At 60.9% G+C, this 23,098-nt stretch carries 24 protein-coding genes and 2 pseudogenes; 16 read left to right on the top strand and 10 right to left on the bottom strand.

Going from position 1 to position 23,098, the window contains the following annotated elements; genetic code table 11:
* Positions 1-2: 2 nt before the first annotated feature.
* The 10 genes from rimP to nadA all read right to left on the bottom strand — a co-directional run bounded on the left by rimP (position 3) and on the right by nadA (position 10,411).
* A complete protein-coding gene (rimP, locus tag AC6HU3_RS02660; protein ID WP_497474421.1) occupies positions 3-467 on the bottom strand; it encodes a ribosome maturation factor RimP in 465 nt (154 codons plus the stop codon).
* Positions 436-2,157, bottom strand: coding sequence for a proline--tRNA ligase (locus tag AC6HU3_RS02655; protein ID WP_497474419.1), 1,722 nt, complete (start codon positions 2,155-2,157; stop codon positions 436-438). The genes rimP and AC6HU3_RS02655 overlap by 32 nt, the downstream gene beginning before the upstream one ends.
* Positions 2,158-2,288: 131 nt before the next feature.
* Complete coding sequence (locus AC6HU3_RS02650) at positions 2,289-3,617, bottom strand: acetyl-CoA hydrolase/transferase family protein (RefSeq protein ID WP_497474418.1); 1,329 nt, start codon at positions 3,615-3,617, stop codon at positions 2,289-2,291.
* On the bottom strand, positions 3,614-4,687 hold the full coding sequence (locus AC6HU3_RS02645; protein WP_497474416.1) for an alanine dehydrogenase: 1,074 nt from the start codon (positions 4,685-4,687) through the stop codon (positions 3,614-3,616). Before AC6HU3_RS02645 ends, AC6HU3_RS02650 begins: the two co-directional genes overlap by 4 nt.
* 1 nt (position 4,688) lies before the next feature.
* A complete protein-coding gene (locus tag AC6HU3_RS02640; protein WP_497474414.1) occupies positions 4,689-5,540 on the bottom strand; it encodes a hypothetical protein in 852 nt (283 codons plus the stop codon).
* Positions 5,541-5,591: 51 nt separating this feature from the next.
* On the bottom strand, positions 5,592-6,446 hold the full coding sequence (locus tag AC6HU3_RS02635; protein WP_497474413.1) for a hypothetical protein: 855 nt from the start codon (positions 6,444-6,446) through the stop codon (positions 5,592-5,594).
* A 74-nt stretch (positions 6,447-6,520) separates the two neighbouring features.
* The gene (locus AC6HU3_RS02630) at positions 6,521-7,144 is read right to left on the bottom strand and encodes a Maf family protein (RefSeq protein WP_497474411.1); all 624 of its coding nucleotides are present in this window, start codon (positions 7,142-7,144) and stop codon (positions 6,521-6,523) included.
* Complete coding sequence (locus AC6HU3_RS02625; protein ID WP_497474410.1) at positions 7,141-8,397, bottom strand: ABC transporter substrate-binding protein; 1,257 nt, start codon at positions 8,395-8,397, stop codon at positions 7,141-7,143. The genes AC6HU3_RS02630 and AC6HU3_RS02625 overlap by 4 nt, the downstream gene beginning before the upstream one ends.
* Positions 8,394-9,455 (bottom strand): PorV/PorQ family protein, encoded by a 1,062-nt coding sequence (locus tag AC6HU3_RS02620; RefSeq protein ID WP_497474408.1) that lies wholly within the window; start codon positions 9,453-9,455, stop codon positions 8,394-8,396. Before AC6HU3_RS02620 ends, AC6HU3_RS02625 begins: the two co-directional genes overlap by 4 nt.
* On the bottom strand, positions 9,452-10,411 hold the full coding sequence (gene nadA, locus AC6HU3_RS02615; protein WP_497474406.1) for a quinolinate synthase NadA: 960 nt from the start codon (positions 10,409-10,411) through the stop codon (positions 9,452-9,454). The genes AC6HU3_RS02620 and nadA overlap by 4 nt, the downstream gene beginning before the upstream one ends.
* Positions 10,412-11,077: 666 nt before the next feature.
* Here nadA and AC6HU3_RS02610 point away from each other — a divergent pair.
* The 16 genes and pseudogenes from AC6HU3_RS02610 to AC6HU3_RS02535 form a co-directional block, all read left to right on the top strand.
* A pseudogene (locus AC6HU3_RS02610) lies at positions 11,078-11,401 on the top strand (hypothetical protein); the annotation flags it as partial.
* Between the two features lie 52 nt (positions 11,402-11,453).
* Positions 11,454-11,744 (top strand): hypothetical protein, encoded by a 291-nt coding sequence (locus tag AC6HU3_RS02605; RefSeq protein WP_497536328.1) that lies wholly within the window; start codon positions 11,454-11,456, stop codon positions 11,742-11,744.
* A gap of 52 nt (positions 11,745-11,796) precedes the next feature.
* Positions 11,797-12,426 carry a septum site-determining protein MinC gene (locus AC6HU3_RS02600; RefSeq protein WP_497474404.1) on the top strand — a complete coding sequence of 210 codons (630 nt, stop codon included), beginning with the start codon at positions 11,797-11,799 and terminating at the stop codon, positions 12,424-12,426.
* The gene (gene minD / locus AC6HU3_RS02595) at positions 12,423-13,208 is read left to right on the top strand and encodes a septum site-determining protein MinD (RefSeq protein ID WP_497474402.1); all 786 of its coding nucleotides are present in this window, start codon (positions 12,423-12,425) and stop codon (positions 13,206-13,208) included. The genes AC6HU3_RS02600 and minD overlap by 4 nt, the downstream gene beginning before the upstream one ends.
* Positions 13,209-13,220: 12 nt before the next feature.
* Complete coding sequence (locus AC6HU3_RS02590; protein ID WP_497474401.1) at positions 13,221-13,481, top strand: cell division topological specificity factor MinE; 261 nt, start codon at positions 13,221-13,223, stop codon at positions 13,479-13,481.
* A 148-nt stretch (positions 13,482-13,629) separates the two neighbouring features.
* A complete protein-coding gene (gene tpiA, locus AC6HU3_RS02585; protein ID WP_497474399.1) occupies positions 13,630-14,373 on the top strand; it encodes a triose-phosphate isomerase in 744 nt (247 codons plus the stop codon).
* Positions 14,360-14,641, top strand: a complete 282-nt coding sequence (locus AC6HU3_RS02580) for an acylphosphatase (protein ID WP_497474398.1) — start codon at positions 14,360-14,362, stop codon at positions 14,639-14,641. The genes tpiA and AC6HU3_RS02580 overlap by 14 nt, the downstream gene beginning before the upstream one ends.
* A gap of 215 nt (positions 14,642-14,856) precedes the next feature.
* Positions 14,857-15,402, top strand: coding sequence for a hypothetical protein (locus AC6HU3_RS02575; protein WP_497474396.1), 546 nt, complete (start codon positions 14,857-14,859; stop codon positions 15,400-15,402).
* Positions 15,399-15,890 (top strand): RDD family protein, encoded by a 492-nt coding sequence (locus AC6HU3_RS02570; protein WP_497474394.1) that lies wholly within the window; start codon positions 15,399-15,401, stop codon positions 15,888-15,890. The genes AC6HU3_RS02575 and AC6HU3_RS02570 overlap by 4 nt, the downstream gene beginning before the upstream one ends.
* An 83-nt stretch (positions 15,891-15,973) precedes the next feature.
* A pseudogene (locus AC6HU3_RS02565) lies at positions 15,974-16,294 on the top strand (septal ring lytic transglycosylase RlpA family protein); the annotation flags it as partial.
* Positions 16,285-17,193 carry a pantoate--beta-alanine ligase gene (gene panC / locus AC6HU3_RS02560; RefSeq protein ID WP_497536279.1) on the top strand — a complete coding sequence of 303 codons (909 nt, stop codon included), beginning with the start codon at positions 16,285-16,287 and terminating at the stop codon, positions 17,191-17,193. The pseudogene AC6HU3_RS02565 and the gene panC, both read left to right, overlap by 10 nt.
* Positions 17,190-18,056 (top strand): aminotransferase class IV, encoded by an 867-nt coding sequence (locus tag AC6HU3_RS02555; protein WP_497474393.1) that lies wholly within the window; start codon positions 17,190-17,192, stop codon positions 18,054-18,056. Before panC ends, AC6HU3_RS02555 begins: the two co-directional genes overlap by 4 nt.
* Positions 18,053-18,916, top strand: coding sequence for a decaprenyl-phosphate phosphoribosyltransferase (locus tag AC6HU3_RS02550; RefSeq protein WP_497474391.1), 864 nt, complete (start codon positions 18,053-18,055; stop codon positions 18,914-18,916). Before AC6HU3_RS02555 ends, AC6HU3_RS02550 begins: the two co-directional genes overlap by 4 nt.
* Positions 18,895-20,205 carry an FAD-binding oxidoreductase gene (locus AC6HU3_RS02545; protein WP_497474389.1) on the top strand — a complete coding sequence of 437 codons (1,311 nt, stop codon included), beginning with the start codon at positions 18,895-18,897 and terminating at the stop codon, positions 20,203-20,205. Before AC6HU3_RS02550 ends, AC6HU3_RS02545 begins: the two co-directional genes overlap by 22 nt.
* A complete protein-coding gene (locus AC6HU3_RS02540) occupies positions 20,193-20,930 on the top strand; it encodes an SDR family oxidoreductase (RefSeq protein WP_497474387.1) in 738 nt (245 codons plus the stop codon). Before AC6HU3_RS02545 ends, AC6HU3_RS02540 begins: the two co-directional genes overlap by 13 nt.
* Before the next feature lie 889 nt (positions 20,931-21,819).
* The gene (locus AC6HU3_RS02535; protein WP_497474385.1) at positions 21,820-23,082 is read left to right on the top strand and encodes an ABC transporter permease; all 1,263 of its coding nucleotides are present in this window, start codon (positions 21,820-21,822) and stop codon (positions 23,080-23,082) included.
* Positions 23,083-23,098 lie beyond the last annotated feature (16 nt).

Raw genomic sequence — 23,098 nt, 5'->3', positions numbered from 1 at the left:
CGTTATTTTCGAAGTTCAGGAAGTTCGGCAAGCCGGGCGCGGGCCACCTCTTCCCGGGAAATCTCCCGGGTGGTTCCCCCTCCCGAAAGGGAAAGGGTGGAGGCATCCACGTGAACCAGCGTGCCTTCCACCACCTCTCCGGAGGTCAGCGTGACCCGGACCCGCTTTCCGAGCGCCCAGCGAAACTCGCGATCTTTTTTCAGCACACGGTCCAGACCGGGCGAGGAGACCTCCAGGGTGTAGCGTCCCGGAACGGGATCCTCCACGTCCAGGTGGGCGGAAATCTCCTCCGAGAGGGCTTTGAGCTCCCGGATGGTGATGCCCCCGGCTTCCCGGTCCACAAAGATCTGGAGGAGAAACCGTCCCGGTCGGCCCCGCAGTTCCACGTCCACCAGCACATACCGGTGGGCCTCCAGGATCGGGGCAATGATCTCCTCAACCCGTGTGATAATGTCTTCTCTCATCATCCACCCATTGGGCAAGGCGGGACACGGCCTCGCCCACCGAAACCTGCTGTGAGGTCCCGTCCCACCGGCGCTGAAGTTCCACCTTGTTTTCCTTCATCCCCCGTTCCCCAACCACCAGCCGGAAGGGATATCCGATCAGGTCCGCATCCTTGAACTTCACACCCGCCGACACGCTCCGGTCGTCCCAGACCACCTCCACGCCCCTGTCCTGAAGGGCGGTATACAGCTGCTCTGACGTGCTCCCGAAACGCCCGGGATCCAGATCCAGAAGGGCCACCTCAAAGGGCGCAATGGAGATGGGCCAGCGAATGCCCTTTGCGTCGGCATACAGCTCCACCGCCGCGGCCATCACCCGGGCAAGGCCGATGCCGTAGCTGCCCATGATGATGGGATGCTCCTTCCCTTCGGCATCGGTGAAAAAGGCCCCCAGCGCCTCAGAGTATTTGGTTCCCAGTTTGAAAATGTGTCCCACCTCAATGGCGTTCCGGAAAGAAAGGGGCGCGTCGCACTTTGCGCAGCGGTCCCCTTCTTTCACCAGGGCCAGGTCCAGATACCGGGAGACGGGGAAATCCACCCCGGGGGTGACGCCCACATAGTGGGTGTCCTCCTCGTTTCCACCCACCACACCCCGTTCCACAGTCTGGACCGACAGATCCGCGATGATCTCCACCTCCGGGGGCGCATCCACCGGTCCCACAAAACCGATGGGCACCCCGAACACGGAGAGAACCTCTTCGGGTGTGGCCAGTCGCACTTCTTCTCCCAGCGCCCGCTGAAGTTTGCTTTCGGCAAGATCCCGATCCCCCCGAACCAGAACCATAAGCATGCGGGTGGGGGTCCGGACCACCAGTCCTTTGATGATGAGTTCCGGTGTCACGCCGAGAAACTGCGCGACTTCCTCCACGCTCCGCACACCCGGTGTGTCGACCTTTTCCCGGGTCTGGAAGGGAGAAAAAACGGTGGAATCCGTCCGCCTGCCCTCTGCCACCTCAATGTTGGCAGCATAACCGCACGATTCGCAAAGCACAAGCCGGTCCTCTCCGGCTTCCGAAAGCACCATGAATTCCTCGGACTGGCTTCCACCCATGAGACCGGAAGATGCCGAAACCACCACGTATTGAAGCCCCGCCCGGTCAAAAATCCTGCGGTAAGCCTGGTCATGAAGGGCGTAGGATTCGTCCAGCCCCTCCCAGGTGGCGTCAAAACTGTAGGAGTCTTTCATGGCAAATTCCCGGGAGCGGAGCACGCCACCCCGGGGCCGGGGTTCATCCCGGAATTTGGTCTGGATCTGATAGAGGATCTGGGGCAGATCCCGGTAAGACCGGAAGTGGTTTTTCGCCAGGAGGGTCATGAGCTCCTCATGGGTGGGAGCCAGGGCAAGATCCCGCCCTTTCCGGTCTTTCAGGCGGAACATATCGGGTCCAAAGGCTTCCCACCGGCCGGTGGCCTTCCACACCTCGCTGGCCGTGAGAGACGGCATCAGAACTTCCTGAGCCCCGATCCGGTCCATTTCTTCCCGGATGATCCGGGCCACCTTCTGAAGCACCCGCCATCCGAGGGGGAGAAAGATGAACACCCCGCTCATATGGGGGCGGAAAAAGCCACCCCGCAGAAGCAGGCGATGGGAGAGAACCTCCGCCTCTTTGGGATCCTCTTTCAGCGTGGGTGCCAGAAACCGCGAAAACCGCACAATAAACCTCCTTTATTTACGACTCTCATCCGCCCCATCAACCCCGCATCCCCAATCCTTGCGTTCAGGGCGGGAACACGCCAATTATACGCGGAAAACCGCGAAGCATCAAACCGAAACGGTCGGGCGGTTCAGGGCTCCGGTGAAAAGCCCGGGAAGGATCGGGAGAGGAGTTTGCGCTCCCAGGCTGCCCGTTCCAGTTCCTCCCGAAAGTCTGGATGGGCGATGTCGATGAGGGCGCGGGTGCGCTCCTGGAGGGTTTTCCCGAACAAATGAGCCACCCCATATTCGGTCACCACATAGTGCACATCCGCCCGGGTGGTCACCACCCCGGCTCCCGGTTTGAGCGTGGACACAATCCGGGAAAGCGTTCCACCTTTTGCTGTGGAGGGCATGGCGATGATGGGGCGTCCACCGCGGGACCTCGCGGCACCCCGGATGAAATCCACCTGACCGCCGAATCCGGAATAGATGTACGTCCCGATGGAGTCCGCGCACACCTGGCCGGTGAGGTCCACCTCCAGCGCCGAGTTGATGGCCACCATCCGTTCGTTCTGGGCGATCCGGTAGGGGTCGTTGGTGTAATCGGCGGGGTGGAGTTCAAACAGGGGATTGTCGTGCACAAACCGGTAGAGCCTGCGGGAGCCCAGGATAAAGGTTCCGATCACCTTGCCGGGGTGCAGGGTCTTGCGCATCCCGGTGATCATGCCTTTTTCCACACCTTCCATGATGCCGTCCGAGATCATCTCGGTGTGAATGCCGAGATCCCGGCGTCCTTCCAGAAGCTGAAGCACCGCGTCCGGGATCCCTCCGATGCCCAGCTGGAGGGTGTCCCCATCCTCAATCATGTCCGCGATGTACTGCGCGATCCGGAATTCCACCTCCGTGGGCTGTTTCCGGTTCAGCTCCGGGAGTTCGGTGGCATGTTCCACGATGAGATCCACCTGGGAGAGGTGGACGAAGGAGTCCCCGTGGGTGCGGGGCATGTGCTCGTTCACAAGGGCGATCACACGCCGGGCCGCATGGACGGCGGCTTTGGACAGGAGGACCTCAACCCCCAGAGACAGAAAGCCGTGCTCATCCGGTGGAGAGGTGTGGATTACGGCCACATCGAGAGGAATATGGCCTTCCAGGAAAAGCCGGGGCATCTCGTGGAGATGGGTGGGGGCATAGCCCCCCCGTCCTTCGTTCACCGCCTCCCGATCCGAAGGTCCCACAAAAAGAGAACGGTGGAACACCCGGTCCCGAATTTCGGGGGCATCCAGGGGGTCCTTTCCGAGGAGAAGCACGTGGACGAGCTCCAGAGACTCCAGGTCTCGAAGGCGTTCGGCGAGCGCTTGAAGGAAGGCAAAGGGTGTGGCTCCGTTGCCAGAGACAAACACCCGCTCTCCGTTCTGGATGGTGGTCACCGCATCATCCAGGGAAACTTTCCTGGAGGCATACAGGTTGGAGAGGCTCATGCTGCGGACTCCCGTTCTCCGTTTCGCACGGTGAGGGCAGTCATGAGTCCGGGACAGGCATGGAGGACGTCGGGGTAGCCGTGTTCAAGGAACATTTTGAGATAGGGAAGGAGAGCATAGGTCAGGGCATGGCTTGCGGTGCGGGCGACGCGGGAAGGCACGTTGGGAACGGCAAAGAAAATGCGGTTGTCCCACACATAGGGATCCCGCTGGGGACCCCGGGCCCGGGTGACCGCCGTGCTCCCGCCATGATCGATGGAAAAGTCCAGAATCACCGCGCCCCGGCGCATGGCCCGGAGATCGTCTTCGGTGAAGAGAAGGGGAGCGGGCTTGCCCGGAACCGAGACGGCAAGAACCAGAACTTCGGCAAAGGATGAAAATTTGCGAAGGTTGAAGCGGGTGGCCGGTGCCGTGACCACCCCCAGGTCGTTGTGGATCTGCTGGAGTTTCTGGAGGTCCACATCCAGCACATACACCATTGCCCCGGCGCCCTGAAAGGACCGGGCAGCGAAACGCCCCAGCACACCTGCGCCCACGATCACCACATCCGCAGGGGGCATGACCGAGGTCCCGGGGAGCAAAATCCCCACGCCGCGGGGGCTCTCCAGAAGTTGGGAAGCGATTTGAGGGGAGAGCAGACCCGCGATTTCGCTGGATGTGGCCAGGATGGGGCGGTATCCTCCCCGTTCCTGAAGGAGTTCCAGAGAGAAAAAGGTTGTTTTGCGTTCCCGGAGTGCCTCAAGAAGGCGGGAGGAAGCCACGGACAGATACCCGAAGGCAAACACAAAACTTCCTTCCGGAAGCAGGGAGACCTCCTCCGGCGTGGGTGGCGCCACTTTCACCAGGATATCGGCTCTTCCCAGCGCTTCTTCGTGGGAATACACGATCCGGGCACCGGCACTCTGGTATTCCATGTCGGAAAATCCGGCAGCGCTCCCCGCATCCTGCTCCACCACGATGGAAATGCCGTATTCCGCAAGCTCCTCCACGCCTGCCGGGGTCAGGGCCACCCGGTGTTCGTCAATCCCCCGATGGGGGAAGTGTTCTTTCACCACGGCAAGGGTGGGCATCTCATGCCTCCTTGAAGGGAAAGGCAAGGGTGATCTGAAAACCCAGCCGGGTCCGGGGGGCATTCTTCCCCAGGAGAGCCAGACCCGGGGCGATGGATTCAAAGGGTGTCCCCGCACGAATCTCCCACCGGAAAGGTGGGGTGATCAGGGCACCGTACGGGATCACGGAAAGAAGGGTGGAGGCGGTCCCATCCACCGAACGTCCGTTGAGGCTCATGGCAGTGTTGTGCGTCCAGGTGAGCAGCAGGCCCACCTCTCCCCGATGCAAACGATGGGCCGCCCCCAGGGAAACTTCAAACCAGTCCCCGTCGTCGGTCTCCAGGGTGAGCCCCGACGTGTGCTCCGTTCGGGGAAATGTGAGGACATGGAAAAAGGATCCCGTGAGGTTCCATGAAAGAAATCGTTTCTGAGCGTTGATCCGGAAAAAGAAGGCGGTTTGCCGGTCAGAAACGGGGAGGGTTTGTTCATCGGGAGGTGGCACGCCCAGGTCGGCCTGCACACCGGCAAAAGCCTGAAAAGAAGGATGAACAAACCCGGAAAACAGGGAGAACCCCTGGGGTTGTATCCCGCTTTTAAACGTCATGGTCGAGGTGATCAGGCGCTGGCTTGCGATGGTGAGCAGAGCGCCCACCCGGAAGGGGTATCCGGGATCGGGGTGAAAACGGTAGAGCCCCCCGGCGGCGATCTGGAAGGCTTCGAGAAATTCGCCGGGAGGAGCGGCTTGCGCTGTGCCAAAGGAATCAAACCAGGCATCCACCCTTCCCCATCCCACGGTGGTCCAGGCCATGCCCCGTGAAGAAGAAAGGGAGAGTGGAATCCATGACAGAATGAGGGAAAGGAAAGACCACATCATCGTGATCAGAGAAACAGAAGGGGCGGGGCTATGCCCCGCCCCGGGAAATCCTTACAGGCTCATCATGGCACCCAGGGTGAATCCGAGACGGGTCACGGGCGCGTTCTTGCCGGCCAGGGAGAAGCCGTAATAGGCGTATTCCTCCATGGCCGCGAGTTTCAGCATGAAGGACACGGGGCTCATGGGCGGGGCGATCTTCACATAGGGATATACCGTGATGAGATAGGCGTCGGTGTTGTTCACCGTGTTGCCGTCCACGGACATCGCCGTTTTCAGGATGTAGTTCAGGACGAGCCCGATCTCGCCCATGGGGATCTTGTAGCCGCCCTTCACTCCGATCTCAAACCAGTCACCGTTGTCCACGTCAACGGTGGTGTTAAGCACTTCTTCACTGCGGGCAAGGGTGAAGTGATAGGCCAGATACCCGGAGAGGGCGAACATGGGGTTGGGAAGCCAGGCTGCCGCCTTCACAAAGATGTCATGCTGGCGGTCGGAGTTTTCATATTCATCCGCCGCTTCCGCTTTGGGCCCCAGATCAGCGGAAAACCCGAGCTTGGCCATATAGAGCGGTCCCCGGAGCCCGGCAAACACGGTGAAGGCCTGGGGAGCAAAACCGCTGGACGCATCCATGCTCTGTCCCGACAAGGTCATGGAGAAGCTGCGCTGCTGGAGGGCCAGCCTACCCCCAACGAACACGCTCTGGGTGGGAAGAGAGAGGACGGTGTAGGAACCGCCGAGATGGAGGTTCAGAACCTGGAGAGAGGCATCCTGCCCCAGGTCCTGCGCGGTTCCATCCGCGTCGTACATCTGGGTGACCTGGCCCCAGCCGAAGGAAGCATACACGGACCCCATCCCTCCGGCAGAGAGGGGTGTTGCGAGGAGTGCTGCGGTGAGAAGCTTCTTCATGGAGCAACCTCCTGTTTGGTGGGGTTTCCCCCGCGTCAACGACAGAATAAGCGTACAGCCCCAAAGAAAAACCATCAATCTTCCTCTCCCTGTGGGGCACCCAGCATCCCCCGATCCAGGTCGGGCTCCAGCCCCGTTTTCCGGAGGAGTTCCACCACATGGGGGATGGGCAGTCCGATCACGTTGTAGAGGTTTCCTTCGATGGATTCCACAAACAGTCCCGCCGTGCCCTGAAAGGCATAACCCCCGGCTTTGTCCAGGGGGTTGTCCTGTTCCAGAATCCATCGGATTTCATCCTCCGTGAGGTGTTTGAACCGGACTTTTGTCTTCGCGAGCATCTGCCACCGGCGATCTTCCAGGCGGTCATAGAGCACCAGGGCGGTGAACACCCAGTGGGTTTCTCCGGAGAGGCGTTTCAGGAAACGTCGGGCTTCTTCAAGATCCCGGGGCTTGCCCAGAACCTCGCCCTCTTTCCAGACCACGGTGTCCGCCGCCAGAAACACCGCCTGGCGGTCCGGAACCACGTCCAGCACGCTTTCCAGTTTTCGCCAGGCCACCGAAACCGTGTAATCCGGAAGGATCTGCCGGGCCACAGGGGGCTCTTTCCAGCGCGGGGCAACCACGTCAAAGGCATAGCCCAGCCGGGCGAGGAGCATCCGTCGCCGGGGGGACGTGGACACCAGGAACAGGCGTTTCATGGATGACCGGCAAGGAGAAGGCGCCGCCGGAGTTCCACCTCGATCATCCGGGCCGCCCGTTTCAGCGACGCTTCCGGCGTAAGCACGCCCCGGAGGGCGGGTTCCAGGCCTTCGGTGGAAAGATACCGGCGGGCGGTGAACCACACCGGATCCCGGGGCTCGGTGACGGCATAGGACACCTGAAGCATGGCCTCCCGCATGCCCGGCACATCCCGGAACAGCCCCTCAAGGCCGGGGTGGTCCAGGACGCTTCGCCGGAGGGGAAGATATCCGGTTCCCAGCACCCACCGGACCTGAACCTCAGGACGCAGGAAAAACCGGAGAAAGTCCCGGACGGTTTGATAGGCGGAGTCCGGGTATCCGGCAAACATGGCCAGGTTGGTCCCTGCCATCACCGTGATGGGATGGTCTGGGTCCACCTGAGGGAGAGGAGCCACACCCAGGGGAAAGGTCAGGCGGTCTTTCAGAAACTGATACGAGACGATGGTTCCGAACACCATGGCCACCCGTCCCACGGCGAAATCGTCCTGGTGGCTGTAGCCGGTGGCGAGATAGGCCACCTTTTCATCCAGCAGGCTTTTCAGGAAGGAAAGGGCCCAGACCCCCGGGGAATCCGCCACCGCCACGCGGTTTCCGTCAAAGATCTTCCCCCCGTTCTGATACAGGATGCACGTGAACAGCCACACGTCCACGGGAAAGGCGGTGCCCCACCGCTCCGGAACCCCATCGCCGTTTGCGTCCACCGTGAGCCTCCTGGCGAGATCCCGGAATTCCTCCCAGGTGCGGGGAGGGGTGAGTCCCAGGCTGTCAAACAGGGCACGGTTGTAATAGAGAACGGGGACGCTTTTGTTGAAGGGGAAGGTCCAGAGGGTCTCGTCCCAGGTGTTGGCTTCGAGAAAGGGGGGAAAGATGTCGTTCAGGATGGAGTCGGGGAGGAAGTCGGTTCCCACGGGAACGAGTTTGCCCGCCTCCTGGAGTTCAGACGTCCAGGATTCATACACCTGCCCGGCCACAGGGAGTTTTCGCGCCACTGCCGCGGCCATGAGCTTCTGGGAAAGGGTGGCGTAATTCCCCATGAACACCGGCTTGAGGCGAGTCCCTGTGGTTTGATTAAAGTCCGCGACGATAGAACGCAGGGTCACGCCCAGCGGCCCCCCCAGGGCATGCCACAGGGCAAGATCCTCCCCCTGAGGGGAACCACAGGCAAGCAGCACAGCGGATGTGAGAATTCCGGGGAGAAGGCCCTGTCTCATGGACTCTCGGGTTTGGGGGAGCGGGGTGTGGTGGAGGCCGGTGGGCCGGCCGGAAGGTTCATACGATAGGAGATCTGGAATCGCCAGTTGCCGGAAGAACTTGTGAAGGAATAAATATACCGGTCATCCGCGAAGTCCACAGCAAAGTTACCAAACTGAATCCCTCCACCCCAGGTGAGGCCTTCCCGCGCACCGGTTTTGTCCACAAAATACCCGACCCGCAGGGCCACAAACTGGCCGTAATTCACTTCCAGCCCCGTGCTCACCCAGGTGTCTTTCAGGATGGTGTCCACACCCCAGTTTTTGTAGTCATTCAGGATGTTCACGATCACCTTGTGAAGGTCCACGGCAAACCGGATGCGGAAGAGTTCGTTCAGCGTGGTGTCGATGCCCACCCCCAGCCGGAGGAGCTCAGGAAGAGGGGTTCCCGTGGTGTCCAGGGAGGTGTATCGCAGAGCAGGCCCAATGTTCTGAAGAGATACCGCGACAGATGTGTTGTACGGCGCCTCATACAGGACCCCGGCGTCCAGGGCCACCGACGCCGCGTTTCCGCCCGCCACATTGGTCTGGTAGATGGCCCGCAGGACGTCTTCGGGTGCCAGGAAGTCATAAATCACCTTGCCGCCGATCCCGGCATAGAGGCCGGGCCCCACCTCCCGGGCATAGGAGACCTGAAGGGCCACGCTGAAGGGATTCCAGGCCGCCGGCACGGGTTCGGGGATTTCCACCTTCCCCAGGTTCATATAGATGATATGGCCTCCCACCACCCCCCGGTCTCCCGGAAGGGGATACACGCCCCCCAGAAAGTCGTAATACATGTCCGGTGCCAGTGCGGGAAGCCAGGGTGAATGGATCAGGGTAAATTCGGGATGGGTGAACCGGGCCAGGGAAGCGGGATTGAAATAACTTGCCGTGGCGTCGTCCGCGATAGCGCTGAAGGCTGCACCCATACCGGTGGCCCGGGCACCGGGGAAAATGAGGAGAAACACCGCGCCCGCGTCAAAGGAATCCGCAACCAGAAGGGTGGGGAGGAAGAGAAGGAGGAGTATGCGCCTCATACGCCCACCTCCAGCATCCGCTCGATCGCCTGAAGCGCCCGCTCCCGAATCTCCTGGTCCACGGTGATCTCATACACCTCATCCGTGAGGCTCCGGAGCACCTTTTCCAGCGTGATGGTTTTCATATACGGGCAGATGGCTTCGCGATCCACCGGAATGAAGCGCTTCTCCGGGGCATGCTTGCGAAGGGGATGAAGGATGCCCACTTCGGTGGCCACCAGGAAGGTGGTGTCAGGGCTCTGGGAGGCATGCCGGATCATCCCCCCGGTGGAAAGGATTTGCACCTTGTCCCCCAAACTTCCCTCCTCGGCGAAATACATGCAGGAGGTGGAACATCCGCACTCGGGATGGACCAGGAGGGTCGCTTCCGGATGGGCTTTCTGGGCCTGGCGAATGGTGTGGAATCCCAGGCGGGCGTGCACGTGGCATTCGCCCGGCCAGATGTGAATCTTGCGGCCGGTTTTCCGGGCCACATAGGCCCCGAGAAACATGTCGGGGAGAAAGAGGATTTCCCGGTCCTCCGGAAGGCTTGCCACCACCTCCACGGCGTTGCTGGAGGTGACACACACGTCGCACTCCGCTTTCACCTCGGCGGTGGTGTTGATGTATCCCACCACCAGGGCATCCGGGTGTTCGGCTTTCCACCGCCGGACGTCCTCGGCGGTGATGCTGTCGGCCAGGGAGCACCCGGCCTCAAGGTCCGGCAGAAGAACCTTCTTCTCGGGGTTCAGGATTTTGGCGGTTTCCGCCATGAAATGGACCCCGCAGAACACGATGATGTCGGCGTCCACGTCCCGGGCTTTCCGGGAAAGTCCCAGGGAGTCCCCCACGAAATCGGCCACATCCTGGACTTCCGGGACCTGATAATTGTGGGCCAGGATCACGGCCCGTTTTTCTTTCTTGAGACGACGGATTTTCTCCATCATCTCCCGCGTTTCCGGTGCATATCCCATCATGACACCTCCTCACAGGGGTTTCCGGAAGTGTACAGGAGCCGTGAGAGACCTTCAACCTCCCGAAAACACTGTCTCCACGGGGATTTTTTGGGGTGTCGGGAGGAAAAGATGTCGGAGAACTGGCCTCCGGACAAGAGTTCGGACAGGGGCGAAAGGGAGGTGGGGATCCTCCGGGGGAAAGCTGTATACTTTCCCTGCTGAACAAGAAACAACGAAAAGAAAGGAGGATCCCCATGAGGAAGTTTATACCCCTGAAGTCGTTCATGCAAGTTCTTTTTCCGGATCCTCGCTTTGCAGAACGGGCAACGGAAATCGGATATGCTCTCCTGGACGCCCGGTCACTCCGGATCTCTTCCATGGCTCGCAAGATGAAAGGCGTTTCTGAAAGCGCCGCGTATAAGCGTATCCAGCGCTTCCTCGAACATTTTAATCCCCATGAAACCCTCTGGAGGCTTTTCCCCGAAACCGCTCCCTTCGTGATCGCTGACGTCACCGAAATCGAAAGACCCCAGGCCCGCAAGACAGAATACGTCGGAACCCTGAAAGATGGCAAAACCCGCGGCTTCTGGCTCCTCGTTCTCGCCGCCCCTCTGCGAGGACGCGCCATCCCCTTTGCCATGACCACCTTCTCTTCAAGAACCTTCAAAGATACGGGAAGCTCGCGAAATGCCGTCCACATCCAGACGCTTCTTTCCTGGAAGGTTCTCTGGAAATCGTCCCCTTGTGATGGACCGGGAATTCAGCTATACGACTCTCCTGCGCCATCTGCGGGAAGCGGGGATGAATTTCGTGATCCGCTTGAGAATGGGATCCCGTCCTCCGGTTTTTCTGGACGCCGAGGGACGAAAGGTCCATCTCACATGTCCTGTTGGAGAAAAAGTGGTCTTTCGGGGGCTGCGATACCGTGGGGAAGTGGAGGTCAACGTTATCGGGGTGTGGGAGTGGGGCCAGAAGGAACCCCTGTGGCTGATGACCACACTGGAGCCTGAAGAAGCGCTGCGGTTGTACCGCAGGCGGATGGAGATTGAGGACGTTTTGGGACATGAAAAGCCTGCTGGGGTTGGGAGATGTGATGAGCAAGAAACAAGCGGTGATGGAAAAGCTGGTAGGATTTATGCTCCTGGTCTACGGCATTGTGCTGCTTCTTGGAGGAGAGGTGCGTCAGGAACTTCTCCGTCGTACAGGCTCTGCAAGATGGGAACGCTTTTCCGGACCTTTTATCCTGCTTGAGAAGAAATGGCGATTGCCGCTCAAAGAATGGAGATCCTTGATTCAACGTGTCCACCACACGTTCATCCAATCCCTATACCCAGGTGTCCGAACTCATGGGTGAACTTCAGCGGAGAAAAGTTGAAAAAACCGGGTCCATCCCGTATAAATGAGGCATGCGACTGCAGGGAACGTGGATCCGCGCTCTCCGTGTGTTCCTGGAGCGGGGGGAAGAGGTGGATGAGCTCCTGAACACCCTGCGTGTGCGGGATGATTTTCGGTCCACACCCCTGGTGGTGCAGGCACCCAATGGCCTTCTGGAAGATGTGCTGGCGCGCCTCCAGGGAGAGGGAATCGCGGCCCTTCCGGATCGAGGGGGACGCGCCCCGGCTGAGCCCCCCCGTCGCGCAGAGGAGCGGTCCCCCGAGCGCAGAGCTTTGCAGGTGGTGACAGGCCATCTCCGGGGTGGGCGGGAAGTGGAGAGCGAGGGGGATCTGGTGGTGGTGGGCAATGTGAATCCGGATGCCTATGTTCGCGCCGGAGGAAGCATTTTCGTGCTGGGTGAGGTGTATGGGGTGGCCTATGCCGGGGTCCCGGATCGCACGGATGCGGTGGTGGTGGCCCTGAGGATCGAACCCCAGCAGATTGGCATCGCGGATCTCCTTGCCCGCTCACCCTACCGGGTGTTCCCCCAGAAGTCGCGAAAGAAGGGGCCTGTGGGTCTGGAGGTGGCCTATTATAACGGCCGGGAAGGCCGGATTGAAATCACGTCCCTTGAAACCTATTTACGAGGAGGGGCCTCATGAGCCGCGTGGTGGTTTTTACCTCGGGCAAAGGAGGGGTGGGGAAGACCACGGCTACGGCCAACGTGGGCATTTCCCTGGCCCTTCGCGGGAAGCGTGTGATTGTAATTGACGCCGATGTGGGGCTCCGGAACCTGGACATGGTTCTGGGCCTGGAAAACCGCATTGTGTATGACGTGATCGACGTTCTGGAGGGGCATGTCACGCCGGAGAAAGCCCTGATCCGGGACAAGCACACCTCCAACCTCTATCTCCTGGCAGCTTCCCAGACGAAAGGAAAAGAACTGGTGGATCTGGAAAAGTTTGCCCAGCTTGTGGATTATTACCGGAATCTTGCCGATTACGTGCTGATCGACTGCCCTGCAGGCATTGAGCACGGGTTCCGGGTGGCGGTCACCCCGGCGGATGTGGCGGTGGTGGTGGTCAATCCGGAGGTGACCTCTGTGCGGGATGCCGACCGGGTGGTGGGCCTGCTGGAGTCCATGGAGAAGAAGGAATCCTATGCCCTGGTGAACCGCGTCCAGCCCGATCGGGTGAGCAGGGGGGAGACCCTTGCACCAGAAGACGTGGAGGACCTGCTCCGGATTCCCCTTGTGGGCATCGTTCCGGAGGACTCCCGGATCGTGGAGGCCAGCGCCCGGGGCGAGCCCGTGGCCCTCAACAACCACAGTGCGGCCGGTTATGCCTTCCGGAACGTGGCGGCCCGTCTGGATGGGGAGAACCTTCCCTTTGATGAACTCTCCAAGGTGAAACGGTCTTTTCTTGAACGGCTTTTTGGGCGATAACGGGAGGGGTTTATGTTGCGGTACCTGAAGGGTTTGGGGCGTCGCCGGGAGCCTTCGGCCCGGGAGATGGCCAAACAGCGTCTTTCCATGGTGATCATGATCGACCGGGGTGTGCTCCCTCCGGGGATGCTGGAGGATCTCCAGGAGGACATCCGCAAGCTCCTGGCCAAATATCCCGTGTTTGACCTCTCCAATCTGGTGATCGAAATGAAGGAAGCCGACAGCCGGCAGCGGGTCCAGATCGTCGTCCCCATCAAAGCGAACTCCTCCTGATCCCCACGGTTTTTCCTCCGGTGCCGGCTGCTTCTGTCGGCACCGTGTTGTTTCCCCATAAATGTGATTTCAGCGCATGTCCTGTCGGTCCCTTCTTGAAGGACCATCCCCTTTCGGGTATCATAACACCACCGAAAGGAGGGACAGGATGCGGATTCTTGCAGCCAACTGGAAAATGCACCATGGACCACGGGAGACCCGCTCCTTTTTCCAGGTCTTCCGGGATCGGTGGAAAGCCCTCCCGGGCATCGAAACCTGGGTGGCGCCCCCCTTCGTTTCCCTTCAGGTGGCCCTGGAGTCCCGGCTGGAGGGCGTGAAGATCGGAGCGCAAAACGTCCACGAAGAAGAAAAAGGCGCTTACACCGGGGAGATCTCCCTGCCCATGCTCCTGGAAGTGGGCGTGGACTTCGTGATCGTGGGGCACTCGGAGCGGCGGAAGTTCTTCTGCGAAACGGACGAGCGGATCCAGAAGAAGCTTGCCCGGACCCTGCCGGTGCTGCCTGCCATCCTGTGCGTGGGGGAGACGCTGGAGGAGCGGCGGGCGGGGAAAGCCGAAGAGGTGGTGCTCCGGCAGCTGGACCTTGCCCTGGAAGGCATTCCGGTGGAACACTGGAACCATCTGGTGGTGGCCTATGAACCGGTGTGGGCGATCGGCACGGGCGTCCCCGCAACGCCGGAGGACGCCCAGGTCATGCACCGCCGGATCCGGGAACATCTCCGGGCGAAAGGGGGACTGGACGTTCCCGTGCTGTATGGCGGAAGTGTGAAGCCGGAGAACGCCGAGGGATTTGCCCGAATTCCGGAAGTGGCCGGGGCGTTGATCGGGGGTGCCTCGCTGGACCCGGAGAGCTTCTGGGCCATCCACGAGGTGTTTGCCCATGCCGGCGTGTAAGCGTCTCCATGTCTTTTTCTCCGGACGGGTGCAGGGGGTATTTTTCCGGGCCTTCACCCGGGATGCGGCCCGTCGTCACGGTGTGAAAGGCTGGGTTCGGAACCTTCCGGACGGCCGTGTGGAAGCGGTGTTTGAGGGTTCCCCTGAAGCCGTGGACGCGGTTCTGTCCATCTGCCGCGAGGGACCGCCCCTCGCCCGGGTGGACCGGGTGGACGTCCAGGAGGAACCCTGCACAGGGGAATTTGAGGATTTTGACATCCGGTACTGACGATGAGGTGGGGGACGTTGCCTGTGGCGATTGCACTGATATGTTCGGCGTGTGATCTTTTCACGCATCCGGGCGAAGGTAGAGGAAGTCAGGATGCCGACACCCTTCGCTCACAAGATCGTGTATGGGTGATCGTGTTGCTGGAATCCGTCGATCTTCCGGATACGTTGGCGCGTTCTTTCCCCTGGGCGGAGCACAACGGCACGCGAGGAGAAATGCGGTTACTGGACCAGTTGATCACCACCGGAGGGTATCTGGATACGCCGATGGTATCGGTGGGCGCACAGGATCCGGTTTCGGGGGAGTACATCAGGGAAGCTCGATATGTGGGAATTCCAGGGAGTGAAACACTCTTTGTGGGGTTTGCACCGGTGCCTTTGCGCTATTCGTCCGGGCATCCCCGGCCCATTACCCTGCCCGACACCCTGGATCTCCTGTGGTTTTGTCCTTCCGGGATTGTTCATATGGATTTTGTCACAACGCGTGGGGAAACCCTTCGAGGATCCGGGGTAGGGTTGCCCTTTTCGATGGCCGATAGCGTTGCGAACGTTTATCGTCATCACCGTGACCGGTATCGCTGGTGGCTGCCCTTCACCCTCACAGGGGACACGCTGGTCCTCGGGATGAGAGGCCAGTACCTGGAAGGGGGATACCTGGGCCTGGCCTGCACCGGCTCATCGTATCCTGCGCTCCATTACCGCATTCGCAAGGGGGGCAGGTCTTTGCTCAAACCCCGGGATCGCAGGGAGGCCACCCCATGAGAACCTATGAGCCCTATCGGGTCACCCCTCGCATGCGGGAGCTTGCGGGCACACCCCTTGCAAGTTTCCGGAAACGGGCGGTGGCGTTTCTCTTTGACCTGGCCCTGGCCACCCTCCTCGCCAACCTGTTCTATGTGATCCTCCTTTTCACACCCCTTTATCCTTACGTTGCCCCCTATCTCCTCCCCTCCGGGCGGCCGGAAGAAGACGCCATCTTTTATCTCCTGATGATTGGGCCCTATCTGGTTTATTTCACCCTCTGGTTTCGCCTCACCAACGGGTCCAGTCCAGGCAAGAAACTCATGAAGATCCGGGTGCTTTCCCTTCTGGATGAGCGCATCACCTGGATCCAAGCTTTTGCCCGGGCTTTCGGCTATGTGATTTCCACGGCGCTGCTGGGGATTGGGTTTTTCCAGTATTTCCTGGACCCCAACCACCAGACGGTTCAGGATGCCATCGCCATGACCATCGTGGGGGACGAACGGTGAACCTCCGGACCCTCTGGATCGCGGGATTGCTGGTGCTGGGGGGATGCGTGAGCGTTCCCCGCGTGGACGAACCCATGCCGCCTGCCGAGGCGGGAGGCCGATATGTTCAGGTGGGCATCGCCTCCTGGTATGGCCCCAAATTCCACGGCCGGAGAACCGCATCGGGCGAGGTGTTTGACATGCATGCCCTCACGGCGGCCCACCGAACCCTTCCCTTCGGGACCCTGGTTCGTGTAACCTATCTCAAGACCGGCAAGAGCGTGGTGGTCCGCATCAACGATCGGGGCCCCTGGAAGCGTGGCCGGATTCTGGACCTTTCCTATGGTGCGGCGAAGGCCATCGGTCTTGTCCGGGATGGAACGGGAAAAGTCAAACTCGAGGTGATCCAATGGCCATCCAGGTGATTCGGGATCCACAGGAGTTTCAGCACCTTTCCCTCCGTCTCCGGATGGAGGGAAAGACCATCGGGTTTGTGCCCACCATGGGCGCCCTCCACGACGGACATCTCTCCCTCTTTCACCGCGCCCGGGAGGAAAACGACGTCGTGAGCATCTCCATCTTTGTGAACCCCACGCAATTTGGACCCAATGAGGACCTGTCCCGTTACCCCCGGGATCCGGAAGGGGACCTCCGGAAGGCGGAGGCCCTGGGTGTGGACCTGGTGTTCATGCCCACCCCCGAAAGCATGTATCCCCCGGGATTCCAGACCTATGTGGAGGTGACGGAGCTGTCCCGGCCCCTCTGCGGTGCCTTTCGCCCGGGCCATTTCCGGGGTGTGGCGACGGTGGTGACCAAGCTCCTGCTCCTTGCCTTTCCCACCCGGGCGTATTTCGGTCGGAAAGACTTTCAGCAGTGGCGGCTGATCGAGCGGATGGTGGCGGATCTCAACATTCCCACCACCATTGTGTCCATGCCCATCATCCGGGAGGTGGACGGGCTGGCCATGAGTTCACGGAACCGGTATCTTTCCCCGGAGGAACGGGAGGCTTCCCTTGCCCTCTATCGCGGGCTATTGAGGGCGCAGGAGCTTTTCGAGGGTGGAGAGACGGATCCGGAACGGATGCGTCAGGAAGTCCGGAACGTGCTTGAATCCACACCGGGGGTGCGGGCGGTGGACTATGTGGACATTCGGCACGGGCGAACCCTTGAACCGGTGGAACGGGTGGAGCGGGGAAGCCTTCTGGCCATCGCCGCCCACGTGGGACCCGCCCGGCTCATTGATAACTGGTGGATCGGGGTGGACACCCTGAACCTGGTGCCGGGATACAATATCCCGCCTTTCACCTGGAGTGAACGGATATGAACGCCTTTGGTTATCTCAACGGGGTGTGGGCACCCCTGGATCAGCTCCGGATCTCGCCCATGGACCGGGGGTTTCTGTTCGGAGACGGGATCTATGAGGTGATCCGGGTTCGAAACGGCCATCCCTTCCGACTTGAAGCCCATCTGGAACGGCTGGAGGCGAGTGCCCGGGGGATCCGGCTGGATCTCTGGAAATCCCGGGACGAGGTCCGTGAACTGGTGGATCGTCTGCTGGAACACGCATCCCCCGAAGGGGAAGCGCTGATCTATGTTCAGGTCACCCGGGGGGTCCAGTTTCCCCGCAGCCACGCCTTTCCCTCGCCCGACACACCACCCACCTGGTTTCTGGCCATCTGGCCCTTTGAGGGATATCCGGACGAGATCTACACCCGCGGCGTGTCGGTGGCTGTGTTCCCCGAAATCCGGTGGAAATGGGTGCACTTCAAAACCATCCAGCTTCTTCCCAACGTGCTGGCCAAAGGAGAAGCCCATCTGAAGGGCGCCTTTGAGGGGGTGTTCGTGACAGAAGAGGGGCAACTCGTGGAAGGATCCTCCTCCACCCTGTTTGCCGTCCACAACGGAGCGGTGCTCACCACTCCCTCTTCCACGCCCGTCCTCCCGGGGATCACCCGGCAGGTGGTGGAAGAAGCCTGCAGAGATCTGGACATTCCCGTGCGGGAGACCCCCCTCCGGCGGGCTGACCTTCCTTCCTATGACGAGATGTTTCTCGCCTCCACCACCGCCCACGTGGTGCCGGTGGTTCGGGTGGAAGACACGCCGGTGGGTGAGGGAGAACCCGGTCCAGTGACCCGATCCATCCTGAACCGGGTTCTGGAGATCTATCGCCGGGAAACGGGGGGATGAGGGCGGGGCTCCGGGATTTTCTCCAGCTCCTCCGTCCCCATCAGTGGGTGAAAAACGTTCTGGTGGTGGTGCCCCTTGTGTTCGGTCGCCCGCCCGCGGAGTGGTCCCTGTATCTCGTTCCGGTGATCCTGGCTTTTCTTGCCTTTTCGCTGGTGGCTTCGTCTGTGTATATCCTGAACGATGTGGCGGATCGGGAGGCGGATCGGCTTCATCCTGTGAAACGCCGGCGCCCCATCGCCCGGGGCGCGGTTTCGGTGCAGCAGGCGATCACCCTTTCGGCCTTTCTCCTGGTTGTGGGCTTTGTCGTGGCCGAAAGCGTGTCCGGCCACCTTCTCTTCGTGGTGCTCCTTTACTTTGCCAACAACCTGCTCTACACCTTTCTCCTCCGGGATCTCCCCCTTCTGGACGTGTTCTCAGTGGCAGCCGGGTTTCTCCTTCGTGTGTACGGTGGGGCGGTGGCGGTGGACGTGCCGGTTTCGGTGTATCTCTTCCTCACCGTGTTTTTCCTGGCGCTCTTCTTTGCCCTGGGCAAACGCCGGCACGAAATCCTTTTGCTCTCAGGGGAGGCCTCCCGGCACCGGAAGGCCCTCCGGATGTATACCGTCTATTATCTGGACCAGCTCATGCTCCTCGCGGCTTCACTCGCACTGGTGGTCTATACCCTCTACACCATCCAGCACGCCCGTCCGGGCATGGTCTACACCGTTCCCGTGGCGGTGTTCGGGGTGTTCCGGTATTACCATCTCACCCACAACCTGAACCGCGGGGAACCTTCCGACGATCTTCTCACCGATCCGTGGATTTTGCTGGCCGGACTTGTGTATGCGGGGATTGTGCTATGGAGTCTGTGGAACGGGTGATCCGGGGCTGGGGAAGCCCCCCACGGAGAGCATCCGTTGTTCCTGTCCGTCGGTGGCAGGTGCTGGAAAAGATTCCGGCGGGGTGGATTCCCCGGGGAAAGGGCCGGAGCTATGCGGATCAGGCCCTGGCCGACCGGGTGGCCGATCTCACCCGCCACCCCTTTCTCCTGTCCTTTGACGAACGAAAAGGCATCCTCCGGACGGAGGCGGGTGTTACTTTCCGGGATCTTCTCACCGTGTTCCTCGCCCGGGGCTGGTTTCCTCCGGTGACGCCAGGAACGATGGAGGTCACCCTGGGGGGTGCGCTTGCAAGCAACATTCACGGGAAAAATCACCACCATGATGGAGATTTTGCCCGGTGGGTGCGGAAGGTCCGGGTGTGGTTTCCCGCGCAGGGGGTGGTGGACCTCACCCCGGAGGATTCGGCCTTTGAAGCCCTTGCGGGGAGTCTGGGACTTCTGGGCGTGATTCTGGAGATGGAGCTGGAACTCTTGGGGGTGGGCACCTCCTGGATCTGGATGCGCCGGAGAAGGGTGGAGGATCTGGAACGCCTCCTTTCGGCCATGCGGGAAGGCGATCCCCACCACCGGTATGCGGTGGCCTGGGTGGATGGGTTTGCCCGGGGGCCCCGCTTCGGCCGGGGTGTGATCTTCTTCGGGGACCACCTTCCGGCTTCCGAACTTCCTCCCGGAAAACCCGCCTTCCAACCGGTTCCGACCGGCGCCCTCCCCGTGCCGGACCTTCACAAACGGATCCTGACACCGGCACTCATCCGCCTTCACAACGCCTGGTATTACGACACCCGGGGGGATCGGGAGGGTCTGGTGGATGTCCGCGCCTTCTTCTATCCCCTCGACGGGCTTGCCCACTGGAACCGCCTCTACGGTCCCGAGGGGATGGCTCAGATCCAGGTGGTGGTGCCGGACGAGCGGGTGGAGGCGTTCGCGAAACTTCTCCTTGAGGAAAGTCCGGTCCTGCCCTATCTCGTGGTGCTCAAGCGGATGGGAGAGAGCCGGGGCCTTCTGGGCTTTGGCAGACCCGGATGGACCCTTGCCTGTGATTATCCGCGGATTCCGGAACTGGAGGGGTTTGCCCGCCGGGTGTATGAGAAGACGGCGGAAGCGGGAGGCCAGGTCTACCTCACCAAGGACGCCTTTCTCACGCCGGAACTTCTCGAGGCGGTGTATGGCGAGCGGGTGGAAGCCTTCCGGGAGTGGAAAGCCCGGATGGACCCGAAAGGGGTGCTGTGTTCCGATTTTGGACGGAGGGTGGGACTGTGCGGGTCGTAGTGTTCGGAGCGGGAAGCGACATGGCGCAGGCGCTGGTGCGCCAGATGGCGGCGCTTGAGGAAGACGTGGGGTTTGACCTTCTCTCCCGGGACACGGAATATCTGGAGCGCTTTGCCCGGGATCTCGCCGTCCGTTTCGGGAAAGAAGCCCGGGTCCATCCCTTTGAAGCAACGGCCTATGAAACCCACAGAGACCTCGTGACGAAACTTTTTGAGGAACCGGTGGACGTGGGGGTGGTGGCCTTCGGGGTGCTGGGAGATCAGGCAAAGGCTCAGCAGGACTGGGAGGAGGCCCGCAGGATTCTGGAGGTGAACTTTCTGGGTGCGGTTTCGGTGCTCCATCACCTTGCGAACCGGATGGAGGCGCAGGGGCGGGGGGTGCTGGTGGTGTTTTCGTCGGTGGCGGGGGATCGGGGGCGGAAGAAAAACTACGTGTACGGCAGTGCCAAAGCGGGGTTATCGGCCTTTGCAAGCGGTCTGCGGGGGCGTCTCGGGAAGGCGGGGGTGAAGGTGATCACGGTGAAGCCGGGTGTGGTCCGCACGAAGATGACGGAGCACCTGAACACCGGGTTGCTTGCGGTGGATCCGGAGGTGGTGGCGCGGGATGTTCACCGGGCCATCCGGCGGGGACGCCCTTCGGTGCTCTATACGCCGTGGCGCTGGCGAATCATCATGGCCCTTCTTCGCGCCCTTCCGGAGGGTGTCTTTCACCGGCTGGGGGTGTGAAAAACACTGTGCGGAAACGAGTAGTTCAGGAATTTTGAGTTAGATTTTACGATTTTCCTGGCGAGATGAAGATGATTCACTTTTTCCGCGTCGTGATCTCCGATGAGTCGATGTTCAATAGCTCGGGGGTTGCGCCGTCGGATTTCGGAGCGCAGAAGGTCATCAAAAGCGGTACCCATAAGGCTTGGTTTTTCGGCTTTGGGGCATGCATTACATTTTTTAGATCCCCGAAAAGGGGGTCGAGGGATTACTTTCTCCACAACTTGTTAAGCTCGTCTTCCCGTTTTGAAACGAAGATCCCCATACCCGATGTCCGCGTTGGCGCCGGTGATCACGAAAGTTTTGCCCTTCTGGGAGTTGAAACGTTCGGGTGTTCTTCCCCGGATCCCGGACACGGGTTCACCGTTTATGGCTCGTCTCTCCGTATTGCAGCCATCTCCCGGAGGTTGCACCGTGTCCCCCCCACACACACGATTATCCATCGACAGTACAGGTGGTGCAGCCAGATCCGGGTCATCCCGAGGCGCCATGATTCACGCCCTGTTCGATCCGTGGACATTCCCCGCTATGCCCCAGGTCTATATGCATGCATTATGCACATATTGCATTCCCTTTCTGCCCACCTCGCCGGAAGGGGATGATGAGATCGGCTGTGTTGACGAAACGGACCTATTCCAGCCCCCGTTTTTCCGGGAAGGACCTCCCACCATGACATAAGGTTCATTATGTTTCGATTTTTGGCCACAGATTCGTTCCGACCGGTCGGTCTGTTTGGGTGGGTCTCGTGGAGGGAGACGCGCTCCGGGAAGGCTCTCCGGTCGGCGGGATGCTTGACGGTCAGGCGGTGGGTGTGTATCTTTAGGACTGTATCGGACGGACCGGAGACCCCATGCGAATTCTGCTCTATTTTCAAACGGCCTGGCGGAGTTTCACCGCCCACAAACTCCGGGCGGTCCTCACCACCTTAGGGGTGGTGATCGGCATTGCCTCCGTCATCGCCATGGTTTCCATCGTGGAGGGGATCAACCGCTATGTGAGCGAATCCTTTTCCGCCATCGGGGGCAACCTGGTCTATGTGTCCAAGCGGGAATGGTTCCTGATGGGAGGGCGGCCGGACCGGCAGAAACTCCTGGAATATGCCCGGCGCCCCGAATTCACCGTGGACGATGCCCGGGCGCTGGAGACCCTGCCGTCCGTTCAGAAGGCCTATGTGAACATCTGGGGACGGTCCCGGACCCTCCAGCGGGAGACCCGCTCCGTCAGCGTGGAGGTCACCGCCACCACGGACGACTTCCCCCTCGCCTCGGGATACAACCTCCTGGCGGGACGGGTGTTCGATCAGGAAGACACCCTGTTTCGCCGACAGGTCATCGTTCTGGGCTATCGGGCCTTCACCGAACTGTTTCCCGACACCCCGCCGGATCAGGCCCTGGGAGAATACGTCACGCTGGAAGGCCGCCATTTCCGGGTGATTGGCATCCTGGACCGCAGGGGTTCGTTCCTGGGGCAGGATTTTGACGCGGTGGCGTATGTTCCCTTTACCACCGGCACCCGGATCTTCCCCCGCCCCCGGGGGCTGTGGGGCCGGGCCTGGGGCTATGTGACCATTGCTCTGAAGCAGAACCCGGAGGTCCCGCTGGAGCGGATGCTTCAGGAGGTCGAGGACTTTCTCCGCATCCGCCGGGGTCTTTCCTTTCAGGAAGAAAAAAACTTTGCCATCAACACCCAGGAAGCCCTGATCGGGACCTTCCGCCAGATCACCGTGGGGATCTTTGCCGCCATGATCGGCATTGCCTCCCTGGCTTTGCTGGTGGGAGGGATCGGCATCATGAACATCATGCTGGTGTCGGTGGCGGAGCGCACTCGGGAGATCGGGATCCGGATGGCCGTGGGTGCCACTCGGAACGATATCCTGTATCAGTTCCTGGTGGAGTCGGTGGTGCTCACCTCCATCGGGGGGGCCATCGGGTATACCCTGGGGATCGGCATCGCCAAACTCGTGGAGGTGTTCACGCCCCTCCCCGCGGCGGTCCCCCTGTGGAGCGTCCTGGTGGCGCTGGGATTCTCCACGGTGGTGGGCCTCTTTTTCGGTGTGTATCCCGCCCGCCGGGCCGCCAGTCTGGATCCGGTGGAAGCCCTGAGTTACGAATAACCCGGAGGTCGGAACA

The organism is Caldifarcimen microaerophilum (assembly GCF_055387105.1).
Note: the sequence above shows the minus strand (reverse complement) of the source record. Positions and strands in the feature narration are given on the sequence as shown.